General features: G+C 72.3%; 12 protein-coding genes. 4 read left to right on the top strand and 8 right to left on the bottom strand.

Annotated features, from left to right (window positions below):
* Positions 1-22: 22 nt before the first annotated feature.
* Complete coding sequence (locus tag ACFY16_RS06790) at positions 23-370, bottom strand: hypothetical protein (RefSeq protein WP_390645982.1); 348 nt, start codon at positions 368-370, stop codon at positions 23-25.
* 108 nt (positions 371-478) lie between these two features.
* Entirely contained in the window at positions 479-1381 is a 903-nt protein-coding gene (locus ACFY16_RS06785; protein ID WP_390645981.1) for a ketopantoate reductase family protein, read from the bottom strand.
* 109 nt (positions 1382-1490) lie between these two features.
* Here ACFY16_RS06785 and ACFY16_RS06780 point away from each other — a divergent pair, with 109 nt between their 5' ends.
* The gene (locus ACFY16_RS06780; protein WP_390645980.1) at positions 1491-1721 is read left to right on the top strand and encodes a DUF2277 domain-containing protein; all 231 of its coding nucleotides are present in this window, start codon (positions 1491-1493) and stop codon (positions 1719-1721) included.
* A gap of 53 nt (positions 1722-1774) precedes the next feature.
* Here the strand turns inward: ACFY16_RS06780 and ACFY16_RS06775 are convergent, their stop codons facing one another.
* The 4 genes from ACFY16_RS06775 to ACFY16_RS06760 form a co-directional block, all read right to left on the bottom strand.
* Positions 1775-2386: a DedA family protein gene (locus tag ACFY16_RS06775; protein WP_390645979.1), complete on the bottom strand. Its 612-nt coding sequence runs from the start codon at positions 2384-2386 to the stop codon at positions 1775-1777.
* A 164-nt stretch (positions 2387-2550) separates the two neighbouring features.
* Positions 2551-4446, bottom strand: coding sequence for an FAD/NAD(P)-binding protein (locus ACFY16_RS06770; protein WP_390646112.1), 1896 nt, complete (start codon positions 4444-4446; stop codon positions 2551-2553).
* Between the two features lie 212 nt (positions 4447-4658).
* Positions 4659-6317: an alkaline phosphatase D family protein gene (locus tag ACFY16_RS06765; protein WP_390645978.1), complete on the bottom strand. Its 1659-nt coding sequence runs from the start codon at positions 6315-6317 to the stop codon at positions 4659-4661.
* Positions 6318-6414: 97 nt separating this feature from the next.
* A complete protein-coding gene (locus ACFY16_RS06760) occupies positions 6415-7059 on the bottom strand; it encodes an HNH endonuclease family protein (protein ID WP_390645977.1) in 645 nt (214 codons plus the stop codon).
* 410 nt (positions 7060-7469) lie between these two features.
* Between ACFY16_RS06760 and ACFY16_RS06755 the strand changes: the two genes are divergently transcribed.
* Both ACFY16_RS06755 and ACFY16_RS06750 read left to right on the top strand, forming a co-directional pair.
* Positions 7470-8051 carry a TMEM165/GDT1 family protein gene (locus ACFY16_RS06755; RefSeq protein WP_390645976.1) on the top strand — a complete coding sequence of 194 codons (582 nt, stop codon included), beginning with the start codon at positions 7470-7472 and terminating at the stop codon, positions 8049-8051.
* A 160-nt stretch (positions 8052-8211) separates the two neighbouring features.
* Positions 8212-8871, top strand: a complete 660-nt coding sequence (locus ACFY16_RS06750; protein WP_390645975.1) for an HAD family hydrolase — start codon at positions 8212-8214, stop codon at positions 8869-8871.
* Positions 8872-8929: 58 nt separating this feature from the next.
* On the opposite strand, the gene ACFY16_RS06745 is transcribed toward ACFY16_RS06750, so the two are convergent.
* Positions 8930-10006, bottom strand: coding sequence for a peptidoglycan-binding protein (locus tag ACFY16_RS06745; RefSeq protein ID WP_390645974.1), 1077 nt, complete (start codon positions 10004-10006; stop codon positions 8930-8932).
* A gap of 142 nt (positions 10007-10148) precedes the next feature.
* Between ACFY16_RS06745 and ACFY16_RS06740 the strand changes: the two genes are divergently transcribed.
* Positions 10149-12185 (top strand): DHA2 family efflux MFS transporter permease subunit, encoded by a 2037-nt coding sequence (locus ACFY16_RS06740; RefSeq protein WP_390645973.1) that lies wholly within the window; start codon positions 10149-10151, stop codon positions 12183-12185.
* Here ACFY16_RS06740 and ACFY16_RS06735 read toward each other — a convergent pair.
* Positions 12178-12687, bottom strand: coding sequence for a GNAT family N-acetyltransferase (locus tag ACFY16_RS06735; protein WP_390645972.1), 510 nt, complete (start codon positions 12685-12687; stop codon positions 12178-12180). The genes ACFY16_RS06740 and ACFY16_RS06735 overlap by 8 nt on opposite strands.
* Positions 12688-12813 lie beyond the last annotated feature (126 nt).

The raw sequence follows: 12813 nt of genomic DNA, 5'->3' as shown, positions 1-12813 counted from the left end.
TCCTGCGCGGGGGCTGAGCGGGTTATTCGCCGCTTTCCCCGGGTGGGGTCTCGTGTGCGTGCTTGAGCCGCATGCGGGCCTCCACCCGGTCCCCGGCCGCGACCTCCGCCCAGAACCGGTGGCAGCTCACGAACACCGCGAGCTCGTGTTCGCGTTGCCGGAGCTTCTCCACCTCGGCCTGTTCGTCGGCCGTCCAGCCGGGGGAGGCGGGGCGTTCCACCTTGCGCCAGCCGTTGTCGTCGCTGAAGCCGTCCAGGGGCTCGACCGACCAGGGGAGCCGCTTCAGCAGGGCCGACAGCTCGGCCCGGACCTGATGCAGCTCCTCCTGGCCGGTGCGGAGGTCACTGGGGAAGTCATAGGTCGTAGCCACACGGCAATGCTACGCCTGTTCGATTTTGCGGAGCGAGTTTCTCCCGGAGGTTCATGCGAACGAGTGTTCCGAACAGGTGTTCGGTATGGGCGCTCACCCTCCGAGGGTTCAGTGCCCGGCGTCCCTCAACTCCCGTACCAGGCGGGCCGTCACGGGCACCGAGATGCCGTGCCGTTCGGCTGCCCGCAGCAACGCTCCGCCGATCGCGTCGAGTTCGAGGGGGCGGCCCGCTTCGGCGTCGCGCTGCATCGACGACTTGGTGGGGGGTGGGAAGGCGTCGTAGCGGGCGAGTGCCGCGGCCGGGTCGGCGGGGCCGCCGCAGGCGCGGCTGACGGCGGCGGTCTCCGACACCAGGGCGGTCAGCTCGTCGCGGTGGTGGGTGCGTACGTCGCCCAGGGGGAGGCCGTAGCGGGTGGTGAGCAGGGCGAAGGGGGCGAGGAACGACATCTTCGCCCACAGCGCGGCCGCCTCGTCGGGCAGGACGCGGGTGGCCGGGCCGGCGGCGGCGAAGGCGTCGGCGAGCGTCTCGAGGCGGGCGCGCGGGACCAGGTCGCCGGTGAGGTCGACCTCCGCGAACGGGCTGCCGTGTTCGATCACGCCGGGAGCGAGGCGGGTCGACTCGACGCGGATGACGGCGGGGGCCACGCGGTCGGGGCGGTAGCGGGTGCGCAGGGTCGCCGGGTGTTCGACACCGTTGAGGAACGGTACGAGGAGGGCGTCGCCGAGGGCCGGGGGCGCGACCCGGGTCAGGGCCGCGTCGAGGGCGGTGTGCTTGACGGCGACCAGACAGGCGTCGACCGGTTCGCGCAGCTCGGTGTCCGCCTCGACGCGGGCCGTGAAGTCGCCGAACAGTCCGCTGCGGACGCGGACTCCGTCCGTACGGAGGGTGTGTACCGTCTCGTCGCCGGCCAGGCAGATCACGCGGTGTCCGGCGCGGGTCAGCAGCGCGGCGAGCAGGCCGCCGATGCCGCCGGGGCCCAGTACGGCCACCGTGAGTTCGTCGTTCGCCATGATGTGGTTGTTCCTCTCGTCGGTCGGCCCCGGGACCGGTGGCCGCCTCGGAGGGGATCATCGCAGAGATTCCGTGCGGGACTTGCGCACGGAGGGTCACACTGGAGGCATGTGCCGCAGCATCAAGACGCTCCGTCCGCCCGCGTTGCCCGAGGAGGCCACGGAGGAGGAGATCCGCGCCGCCGCCCTGCAGTACGTGCGCAAGGTCTCCGGTTTCCGCGCCCCCGCCGCCCACAACCAGGAGGTGTTCGAGCACGCCGTCGACGTGATCGCGCAGGCCACGGCCGAGCTCCTCGACGGGTTGGAGATCCGGGGGCAGACGGTCCGGGAGGCGAGCTGATCGGAGAGGCGGACCGACCGGAAGGTCGGGCCGGTTCGAAGGGCGGGTGGGCCCTACGCCGGCTTCCGGCGCATCAGGTAGGCCGCCCCCGCGCCCGCCCCGAACAGCGCCAGCACCGACACGCCCGTGGCCAGCCAGGTCGCGCCCAGCCAGTGGGCGCCGAAGTAGCCGAGGGCGACGCTGTAGACCGCCCAGGAGAGGCCGGCCAGTGCGGACCAGGGCAGGAAGTCGCGGGCGCGATGGTGGGCGGCGCCGGCGCCCAGGGAGACGACCGAGCGGCCGGCCGGGGCGAAGCGGGCCAGAATGACCAGGGCGCCGCCGCCGCGGGCGAGGGCCGCGCCGAGACGTTCCTGCGCGGTGCGCAGCCGACGGGAGCGGGCGATCGCGCGATCCAGGCGTTCGCCGCCGAGCCAGGCCAGGCGGTACGCCGCCAGGTCGCCGAGGACCGAGGCGGTGGCGGCGGAGAGCGTCAGGAACAGGATGTCGGGCACCTGGCCCGGCACCTCTCCGCCCGCGGCGCCGGAGCCCGCGGCCGCCGCCGTCGCGGCCGTTATCACCAGGACACCGCTCGGCAGCACGGGCACGAACACGTCGAAGAGGACCGACACGGCCACCATGGCGTAGATCCATGGGCTGCCTGTCAGCGCCCCCACATCCTCCAGCACTGCGACTCCCCGCTACTCCCCCGTGGGCCGTACGTGCCGCGACGTCGCGAGGGAGCGGCAGGGGCGGCCATGACGGCTATACAGCGTACGCCTGGGGTGTGACAGGGGAGCTGCGGGGGGCTCGTGGGTTACGGGAGGGGTAATGAACGCTCAACAGCGGAACGTCAACGACGGCTCACATCCGTTCCGGATCGGCCGTAGGGCGTGTTCCTGGTGACAGGACTCGGCCATTGCCACGGTTCCGTTCGCGGTTCCGCTTCCGTTCCCGCCGCACGTAGGGCCGCTCTCGCGATCGCGTCGGCATCCGAAAGCGTGACCGAATCCACACCGGGCCTGGCTCCCGCCGCGGTCACCCAGTGCACGCCCTCCGTGGGTACTCCGAAAGCGAACCTCCTTGCGTGCGGACGGCCCTCGCGGTCGATCAGGTGATACGGGCGCTGTGTCACGTCCAGTCCCCCCGTCTCGTAGCCGTCGACCGTGTGCGGGCGGCACCGTCCGGTCTTCAGCAGCTGGGTGAGGAGGTCGTCGGAGGTACGGCGCAGGTCCGGTTCCGGGAGCCGCGCCTCTATGAGGGTGGTCACTCGCACCGCCGAGCCCGGCACGTCAGGGGAGTGCGCCACCCAGGCCCCGTCCTCGCACCGCACCTGGAGTCGCGGCCCGAGCACCTCGATCACGCCCGCCTCCAGCAGGGCCACGAGCTCCTCGACGCGGCGCCGGGGCGGGCCGATGGACAGGAAGGCGTTGAGCGGGGTGTACCAGCGGTCGAGGTGGTCCCGGCGGGAGGGGCCGGTCAGTCCGCCGTGGTCGACGATCAGCCGGAGCTCGTTGCGCAGGTCGCGCAGCACGTCCAGGGCCGCCTTGAGGGGGCCGCGCGTATTGCCCAGGGCGGCCTGCGCGGCGTCCTCGCGCAGATACGACAGCAGCCAGTCGCGCCACTGCCCGGGGTGTTCGAAGTCCCGTTCCGCATACGGGCGGGAGGTCCGGTCCCAGCACCAGCGGTCGGTGAGCGGCACGTCGAACTCGTCGAGGAGCAAGGCCTCTTGGGGGTCGCGGTGGGGGACGGCGAGGAAGCGCTCGGTGAAGTCGGGGCGGCATGTCAGCGGTATCAGCGAGGTGTAGTACACCGTCTCCACCTCCTTCGCCACCAACGGCCATATCTCCGCCAGGAAGTCGGGCGCCTCGCCGGAGTCCGCGCGCTTGCGGAAACCCGCGACGACCTCCGGTGTGAGCACCAGCGGGGTGTGGCGGCCGTACGGGCCCTTGGCGTTGTCGCCGCGTGCCTGGTACGGGATGCCGCGCCGGGAGTCGGCGTACAGGCGCGGCTCGCGGCCGGAGGGTATGTATCGCAGTCGCCCACCACGGGCGTCGTGGACGAAGTGGCCGTCCCTGCCGGTCGTCAACAGTGCCATGTGGTCGAAGAAGTTGAGGCCCAGGCCGCGCAGCAGCACCGGTTCGCCGGGCGCGAGCCCGCAGAGGTCGACGTCGGCCGGGTTGGCGGGCGGGACGTGGCGCAGGCCGTGGCGTCCGGCGTACGCGGCCAGGCGCTGCTGTGTGCCGTCCGCGGCCGTCGGCAGATGGCCCTGGGCGAGCACCACGGCCGACAGGGCGGGCAGGACGCGGCCGTCGTCGAGGGTCAGCACCTGGCGGCCGTCGGAGGCGTCGTCGAGCCGTACGGCGCGCGCCCGGTGCGTCTCCACGCGCACCGTGTCCGGCGCCTCCCGCACCGCCTTCGCGAACACCCACTCCAGATAGCGGCCGTAGGCGGCGCGGGTCGGGTAGTCGTCCGGACCCAGCGCGCCGTCCGCCCACTCGTACAGGCTGGGTCCCGGGCGGACCGGGCCCGAGCAGTCCACGCTGTCGTCGGTGAACAGGGTCACCTGGCAGGCCACGGTGTTCATCAGCAGCTCCGCCGACTGCGCGGTGCGCCAGACGCGGCCCGGGCCCGGCGGCGCGGGGTCGACGACGTGCACCGTCAGCCGTACGCCGGGCGGCAGCAGCTCCGGCGCGGAGGCGCAGAGGCGTTCCAGGACGCTGGTGCCGCGAGGCCCGGCGCCGACCAGGGCGACGGAGACCGACGTCGCGGCCGGAGCGTCGGGACCGTCGGGACTGTCGGCGTTCTCCGCGTTCGCTGCAGACGTGGGGGACAAGGAGTAACTCCCGGGCGTGGGGGGCGCAAATGGAGCAGACCGCCCCTGGGAAGCGGACGGTCCGCCTCATCATGCCGTCGGACGCCACGGAAGCCAACGCGTGCCCCACACGCCCCGGATGCCCCTCATGTGGTGGTCAGGACGGACTCCTCCACGGTCCTCAACTCCCCGTCCGCCCGCGCCTGGTCGAGCCGCAGCGACGCCGAACGCCCGCGCAGCGTCAGCGTCATGAGCTGGTTGCCGAACCAGGGCCCGCCGGTCCTGCGCCAGCCGACGGAGGGGCGCGGACGGCGGCCGTGCCGGACGAGACGACGGCCGAGGAGTCGCGCTACGGCGCTCCAGCCGAAGCGGAAACCCAGCCGTATCGACAGGGGGATGGAGTTGTGGACGGGCGAGCAGGTCAGTTGCAGGACGCGGGCGTCCGGTCCGGCGCCCTCGGCCCGCGATGCCCGTGCTGCCCGCGATCCCCACGATGGCTCGGCGACGTACGCGTGATGCACGTCCCCGGACAGCACGAGCACCGTCGCCGGTGCCTCCGTCCCCGAACCGGCCTCGGCGATCAGCTCCGTCAGCGCCTCGAAGGACGCCGGGAACGCCGCCCAGTGCTCCAGGTCGGCCCGCCGCCGCAGCCACTCCCCGAACCGCGCCCACCGCTCGCCCCGCTCACCCCGGCACAGCGCCGCGTCCCACGTCTCGGCGTCGTGCACGAGGTGCGGCAGCAGCCAGGGCAGGGAGGTGCCGATGAGGAGGTGGTCGCAGGAGCCGGGCGCGTCCAGCGCCTGCGCCCGCAGCCACTCCGCCTCCCCCGGGTCGAGCATCGCGCGGCCGTCCTCGTCGAGGACGCGGGCGGCCCGGGTGTCCACCATCAGCAGCCGTACGCGGCCGAGGTCGCGCCGGTAGCTCCAGCGCACGGAGGAGGGGTCGGCGTCGGCGCGGGCGGCGAAGGCGCGCAGGACGTCGGTGCCGTCGGGGGTGCCGCGCACGGCCGCGTAGAGGGCGTCGGCGGCGAGTTCGGCGGGAGAGAGGTTGCCCAGGTGCTGGTGCACCCAGTACGACATCAGGCCGCTGAGCAGCCGCTCCTGCCACCAGCAGGTGGCCCGCATGTCGGCGAGCCAGGCGGCGGAGGTGTTCCAGTCGTCGATGACGTCGTGGTCGTCGAAGATCATGCAGCTGGGCACGGTGGACAGCAGCCAGCGCACCTCGGGGTCGAGCCAGGACTCGTAGTAGAGGCGGGTGTACTCCTCGTAGTCCGCGACCTCGTCGCCCGGCGCGTCGCGCAGGTCGCGGCGGGCGGCCAGCCAGCGGCGGGTGGCGTCGGAGGTTTCGTCGGCGTACACCTGGTCGCCCAACAGCACCAGTACGTCGGGCCGTTCGCCGTCGGGGCCGGCGGCGACGCGGGCGGCCAGGCTGTCCAGGGCGTCGGGGCCGACCGGGTCCTTCTCGTCGGCGGGCGGCGCGGCCCAGCGGCAGGAGCCGAAGGCCACCCGGACGTCGTCCCCGGGGGCGGGGGAACGGATGACCGAGGGCGGGAAGGGGGAGCCGGGCAGCGGCCACACGCGTGTGCCGTCGAGGAGCACCTCGTACGACGGTGAGGTGCCCGGTATGAGCCCGGTCACCGGTATCAGGGCGTAGTGATGGCCCTCGATCTGGAAGGTGCGGGAGGTGCCGCCGGCGCCGTCCGCGCAGCGCACCTCGGCGGCGCACGGGCGGCTCGCCTCGACCCAGACGGTCGCGGACGAGCCGTCGGCATACCTCAGCAGTGGTCCCAGGCGCAGTTCCGCCATGGTGATCGCCCTCCTCCGTCGCCCCGTACGGTACGGAACGACGGAGGCGAGCGGGGAGGCCCCGGCGCGCGAACCGAGCGAACCGACTCGACTTGGATCAGCAGCCGCTGAGGACCGAGCTCAGCTTGGTCTTCTCGGCGGAGTCGACCTTGAGGTTGTAGTAGTACTTCACCTGTACCCAGGCGCGGACGTAGGTGCAGGCGTACGAGCTGAGCGGGGGCATCCACTCGGCCGGGTCCTGGTCGCCCTTGGACTGGTTGACGTTGTCCGTGACGGCGAGGAGCTGCGGGCGGGTCACGTCGTTGGCGAAGGCCTGGCGCTGCGCGGTGGTCCAGGCACTGGCGCCGGAGTCCCAGGCCTCGGCCAGCGGGACCAGGTGGTCGATGTCGACGTCGGAGGCGGCGGTCCAGGTGGCGCCGTCGTAGACGGAGTACCAGCTGCCGCTGGTGGCGGCGCAGGCGGAGTCGGTGACGACGTTCGAGCCGTCGCGCTTGAGGATGTACTCGCGGGTGTTGCAGGTCCCGCTGATGGTGATCCAGGTCGGGAACAGGTCCCGGCTGTAGCCGGTGCGGTTCTCGGTCGCCACGGTGAGGGAGGCGAGGTAGGTCCGGGCCGTGGCGGCGCTGACCGGGGTGGGGAGGGCGGCGGAGGCGGTCGGGGAGTTGAAAAGTCCGACCGAGGCTATGAGGCCGGTGAGCGCGGCGAGTATGCTCACCCGTCGACGCGCGTAGAACTTCGGCATGCGAACTCCCTTGGGGTGTGGGGGCGTTGGGGTGCGAGCGAGGGAATGCTCGCGGCGCCGGATTGCGGGGAGGTGTGCGGTCGGTAAGAAGTTAGTGACGCGTACATGACACAACAAGGGGCGCGGGTGACTTTTCATGGGACTTTCGGCCCTGGGGCTGGTTGAAGCGTCACGTACTATGGATGGAGCAGAAGGGGAGTAGCTCTTCGCCGGACCGTCGACATACTGCTCAGCTCGTCTGAGCCGGCGCCCGGAGGCAGGCCTCGATCACGGGGTCGGCCAGCGAGACCTTCGGCAAGCAGTGCATGCCCGCGCCTCATGGCGCGGGTGCCGTGTGCTGCCGTGCCGAGGTGTCGCGGAAACGCAAATGCAGCACTCTCGGTGGGGCAGCCCCGACCGATTGAGGAACCTTGATCAGCCTTACCGTGATGGCGCTCGTCTTCGGCGTCGTCTTCCTCGCCGAACTGCCGGACAAGACCGCGCTCGCCGGCCTCGTCCTCGGCACCCGCTACCGCGCCTCGTACGTCTTCGCCGGCGTCGCCGCCGCGTTCGCGCTGCATGTCGTGCTCGCCGTCGCGGCGGGCAGCGTGCTGACGCTGCTGCCGCAGCAGATCGTGCACGCGCTGACCGGTGTGCTCTTCCTCGGTGGCGCCGCGGTGCTGCTGCTGAAGAAGGACGACGGCGAGGAGGAGATCCGCAAGCCCGAGAACCAGTCCTTCTGGAAGGTCTCCGGGGCGGGCTTCATGCTCATCCTGGTCGCCGAGTTCGGCGACCTCACCCAGATCATGACGGCGAACCTCGCGGCCCGTTACGACGACCCGCTCTCCGTCGGCCTCGGCGCGGTGCTCGCGCTGTGGGCGGTGGCCGGGCTCGGCATCGTCGGCGGAAAGGCGCTGATGAAGAAGGTTCCGCTGGCGCTCATCACCAAGATCGCGGCAGTGCTGATGCTGGCGCTCGGCGTGTGGAGCCTGTGGGAGGCGGTCGCGGGCTGAGCCGCGGCGCGAGCCGAACTCCCGGTGAACACTTCCCGGGGGGTGGTAGCGGGAGGGGGCCATTGTTTTGTACCGTAGAGAAACAAAGTGGCTCCCGCCCGTTTACCCTGACCGGCGGGCGGGGCCGCCTTGTTTCCCGCCCCGCGCTTTGGAGCTGCCGATGACGGCCACCACCGTCCTCACCGCCCGCGCCCTCCTCCTCGACATGGACGGCACCCTCGTCAACTCGGACGCCGTCGTGGAACGGATCTGGCGCCGCTGGGCCGACCGGCACGGGCTGGACGGGGACGAGGTCATGAAGGTCGTCCACGGACGGCAGGGGTACGCGTCGATGGCGCTGCTGCTGCCCGACCGGCCCATGGAGCACAACCTCGCCGACAACGCCCGCATGCTCGCCGAGGAGACGGCCGACATGGACGGCGTCGTACCGGTGCCCGGCGCGGCGGAGTTCCTCGCGTCCCTGCGCGGGGTGCCGCACGCGTTGGTGACGTCGGCCGACGTCGCCCTGTCCACGGCGCGGATGGCGGCGGCCGGGCTCGGGCTGCCCGATGTCCGGATCACCGCCGAGTCGGTCGGGGCGAGCAAGCCGGACCCCGAGGGATTCCTGAAGGGCGCCGCCGAACTGGGGACCGCCCCCGCCGACTGCGTGGTCTTCGAGGACTCCGGGGCGGGGATCGCGGCGGGGCGCTCCGCGGGGATGCGGGTCGTGGGGGTCGGGCCGCGGGCCGGGTTCCATCGGGCGGATGCGGTGGTGCGGGACCTCAGGCAGGTGCGGGTGGAGGTTGTGGGGGACGGGACGGTTCGGCTGCACGTCGGCTAGGGGCGGCCAGGGGCTGTCCGAACTGCCGGACAGGCCCTGGGCCGGATTCCCGGCAGTCCTACGGCTCCGTCGTCTCCGCCTCCAGCTTCGCCCGCGTCGCCGCCCCGTACACCCCCAGGTCGTCGGTTCCGACGCCGCGTGACCACTGGTAGTTGCGCAGGGCGTCCTGGACGCGGCCGTTGAACCTGCCGTCGATCTGGTCGTTGTACAGGTACAACTGGTGCAGGCGCTGCTGAAGCTCGGTCACCTCGGGGCCCTTGTCGCCGACGCGCAGCACCGGGCCGGTGCTCTGGCCGTCGTTTCCGGGGGCCAGGGAGGCGGTCGCGCCCGCGCTCGTCGCGGTTGCCGTCGGCTCGGCCGAGCCGGACGGTGACGGGGAGGCGCTGGAGCGGGTCGGCGAGGGCGACGGGCTCTCGCTGCGGGACGGGGACGGCGAGGGCGACTCGGACGTCGGTTCCGCGGATGCGGAGGCCGCCGTGGCCGACGGCTCGGAGGCCGCGCTGGTCGAGGTGTCCGGCACGGCGGCCCGTACGTCCTCCGGCGCCGCGGCGTCCCGTGACGGCGTCTCGTAGGAGAACAGCCCGCTGGCGAAACCGGCCGCGGCAACCACCGCCACCACCGCTCCCGCCACCCCCAGCAGCGCCGTGCGCCGGTGGCGACGGCGTGGCGGCTCGGGGGCGTCGAGCGGGTCGGCGTACGGATCCCGGCCCGCACCCTCGAACAGGCTCAGGTCGCCGGCGCTCGGCTCGCCCGGCGGCGGCGCGAGGGGTGTGGGGAGCGCGGACGTCGCCTCGACCCGGCGCAGGGGCATGGTGACGTCCGTGGCCTGCGGTTCTGTCGTCGGTTCTGTCGTCGGTCCTGCGGAGCGCCGGCCCGTGCTGCCCGGCCTGGCGCCCTCGAGCTCGACGTACGGCCGTATCCGCAGCGGGTCGAAGTCCTCCGCCGCGGCCGCCTCGGCCGTGCGGGCATCGCGCAGGGCGTCGGACGCCCGCTGGGTGCAGGCGCACGACGGGGTGTTGTCCGCCCCCCTCAGCGCCCCGCACTCCGGGCACCGGCGCCCTCGCCCACCCCCGTTCGGATCGGCCCCGGCCCCGCGTTCGGCCCCGCGCTCGTCCACGTGTTCGTCCCTCCCCATGAGAACTCCAAAGATTATGCAGACCCTCCACACGGCACGGGATCCGAAACCTCCGGAATATCGGGCTCCAGCAGGACTCGACAGGCCATAACCGGTCACACCGACCACGATGGGAGTGTCACGAGAGCCTCAGGAGGTCTCCATGGCCGTGGACGCGCACGCCAGGACGGGGGACGCGGCGCAACAGCACGTGTCCGGCAACGTCCTCGTATCGATCGGTGCCCTGCTGCTCGGCATGCTGCTCGCCGCCCTCGACCAGACCATCGTGTCGACGGCGCTGCCCACCATCGTCAGCGAGCTCGGCGGCCTGGAGCACCTGTCCTGGGTGGTCACGGCGTATCTGCTCGCCTCGACGGCGGCGACACCGCTGTGGGGCAAGCTGGGCGACCAGTACGGGCGCAAGAAGCTGTTCCAGACCGCGATCGTGATCTTCCTGATCGGTTCGGCGCTGTGCGGCATGGCGCAGAACATGCCGCAGCTCATCGCCTTCCGCGCGGTCCAGGGCCTGGGCGGCGGCGGGCTGATGGTGCTGTCGATGGCGATCGTCGGCGACATCGTCCCGCCCCGCGAGCGCGGCCGCTACCAGGGCCTGTTCGGCGCGGTCTTCGGCGCGACCAGCGTGCTCGGCCCGCTGCTGGGCGGGCTGTTCACCGAGCACCTCAGCTGGCGCTGGGTCTTCTACGTCAACCTGCCGGTCGGCGTCGTCGCCCTCGCCGTGATCGCGACCGTCCTGCACATCCCCCGCAAGGCCACCCCGCACGTCATCGACTACCTGGGCACCTTCCTCATCGCCTCCGTCGCCACCTGCCTGGTCCTGGTCGCCTCGCTCGGCGGCACGACCTGGGGCTGGGGCTCGCCGCAGATCATCGGCCTGGCGGTGCTGGGTGTCGTGCTGGTGGTGGCGTTCGTGGCCGTCGAGCGGCGGGCGGCGGAACCCGTTCTTCCGCTCAAGCTCTTCCGCATCCGCACCTTCACGCTCTCCGCCGTGATCAGCTTCGTCGTCGGCTTCGCCATGTTCGGCGCGATGACCTACCTGCCGACCTTCCTCCAGGTCGTCCAGGGCGTCTCCCCGACCCTGTCCGGCGTCCACATGCTGCCGATGGTGTTCGGCATGCTGCTGTCCTCGACTCTCTCCGGGCAGATCGTCAGCCGCACCGGCCGCTGGAAGGTGTTCCCGATCGCGGGCACCGGCGTCACCACCCTCGGTCTGCTCCTCCTCCACCGGATGGACGAGCACAGCTCCACCGCCGAGATGAGCGTCTACTTCTTCGTCTTCGGCCTCGGCCTCGGCCTGGTGATGCAGGTCCTGGTCCTGATCGTGCAGAACGCCGTCTCGTACGAGGATCTCGGCGTCGCCACCTCCGGCGCCACCTTCTTCCGCTCCATCGGCGCCTCCTTCGGTGTCGCCATCTTCGGTACGGTCTTCGCGAGCCGCCTGGCCGACAAGCTGACCGACGCCTTCCGGGGCGTGAGCCTTCCGGCCGGCATCTCCGTGGACTCCCTGCAGGCCGACCCGCGCGGCATCGCGGGCCTCCCCGCCGCCCTGCGCGGGCCCGCCCTGCACGCCTACGCCTCCTCCATCACGGACGTCTTCCTCTACGCCGCTCCCGTCGCCCTCCTGGGCTTCGTACTGGCGTGGTTCCTGAAGGAGGACCGGCTGCGCGGCTCGGTCACGGCCCCCGACGTCACGCAGACCCTGGCCACCAACCCCGTGGAGCGCTCGTCCTACGACGAGGTCTGCCGTGCGCTGTCCACGCTCGGCACCCGCGAGGGACGGCGCGAGGTCTACCGGAAGATCACCGCGCGGGCGGGCTACGACCTGCTGCCCGCCGCGAGCTGGCTGCTGCTGCGGATGAAGAAGTACGGCTCGGTCGAGCCCGGCGTGCTCGCCGAGCGCACCACGGTTCCGATGACCGTGGTCATCGAGGCCGCCCGCCAGGTGGAGGAACGGCACCTCGCCGTCCGCGAGGGACTCGACCTCACCCTGACCGACCAGGGACGCGAGGTCGCCGCACGGCTGGCGCGGGCCCGCGAGGAGTCGCTGGCCGAGCTGCTCGGCGACTGGTGGTGCCCGGACCGGCCCACCGACCTGACCCGGCTGGTGAAGGCGCTCAACGACGAGCTGTGCGGCTCGGACCAGGAGCAGCCGCACAACGGGGTTCCGCTGCGCGTCAGTTGAGTTCCTCGAACTCCTTGAGCTCCTTGCGGAACCAGTGCTCGGCGTACTTGTCGGCATTGTACGGCTCGGTCTCCGTGTAGCCGAGCCGGGCGTACAGGGCGCGGGCCTCGACCAGGTCGCCGCGCGTGTCGAGCACCAGCCGCGCGGCGCCGAGGGCACGGGCGGCGTCCTCGGCGGCGGACACCAGGAGCGCGGCACCGCCCCGGCCGCGCATCCCCTCGTGCAGGAACACCCGGGTCAGCTCGGCCGTCGCCGCGTCCAGCAGCCGTACGCCCGCGCTGCCGGCGGGCTCACTGCCGTACCGTGCGACGAGTAGCTGCCCGCCCGGCGGGACGAGGTCGGCGCCGGTGCGCGCGGCGATCTCGCGCTCCAGCTCCTCCGGGTCGGTGCGGCGCCCCTCGTGCAGCAGGTACCAGCGGTCGCTGACCTCCGTGTAGTAGGCCCGCCACAGGGCGGCGGCGACGGGGGAGTCAAAGGGTTCGGGGGCCACGGTCCAGGTCATGACCGCCATTGTCAGGAGTGTGTCCGCACCGCCCGCAACCGAATATGCGTGACCTCCGGCGGACTGACGGGTGCTGCTCCGGGCGGCGCTGCGGGCGCCGCTCGGTTGTCGTTTGGGCGGTGTCTT

It is taken from the genome of Streptomyces sp. NPDC001315, from assembly GCF_042896175.1.
Lineage (GTDB): Bacteria > Actinomycetota > Actinomycetes > Streptomycetales > Streptomycetaceae > Streptomyces.
The sequence above is the reverse complement of the archived record's forward strand: the minus strand, read 5'-3'. Positions and strand labels throughout refer to the sequence as shown.

What these genes read in the sequence shown, in the direction of transcription:
- ACFY16_RS06785 (WP_390645981.1), bottom strand. Translation starts at nt 1,381, where the DNA reads ATGGCGAACGACGAACTCACGGTGGCCGTACTGGGCCCCGGCGGCATC.
- ACFY16_RS06780 (WP_390645980.1), top strand. Translation starts at nt 1,491, where the DNA reads ATGTGCCGCAGCATCAAGACGCTCCGTCCGCCCGCGTTGCCCGAGGAG.
- ACFY16_RS06765 (WP_390645978.1), bottom strand. Translation starts at nt 6,317, where the DNA reads ATGGCGGAACTGCGCCTGGGACCACTGCTGAGGTATGCCGACGGCTCG.
- ACFY16_RS06760 (WP_390645977.1), bottom strand. Translation starts at nt 7,059, where the DNA reads ATGCCGAAGTTCTACGCGCGTCGACGGGTGAGCATACTCGCCGCGCTC.
- ACFY16_RS06750 (WP_390645975.1), top strand. Translation starts at nt 8,212, where the DNA reads ATGACGGCCACCACCGTCCTCACCGCCCGCGCCCTCCTCCTCGACATG.
- ACFY16_RS06745 (WP_390645974.1), bottom strand. Translation starts at nt 10,006, where the DNA reads ATGGGGAGGGACGAACACGTGGACGAGCGCGGGGCCGAACGCGGGGCC.
- ACFY16_RS06740 (WP_390645973.1), top strand. Translation starts at nt 10,149, where the DNA reads ATGGCCGTGGACGCGCACGCCAGGACGGGGGACGCGGCGCAACAGCAC.
- ACFY16_RS06735 (WP_390645972.1), bottom strand. Translation starts at nt 12,687, where the DNA reads ATGACCTGGACCGTGGCCCCCGAACCCTTTGACTCCCCCGTCGCCGCC.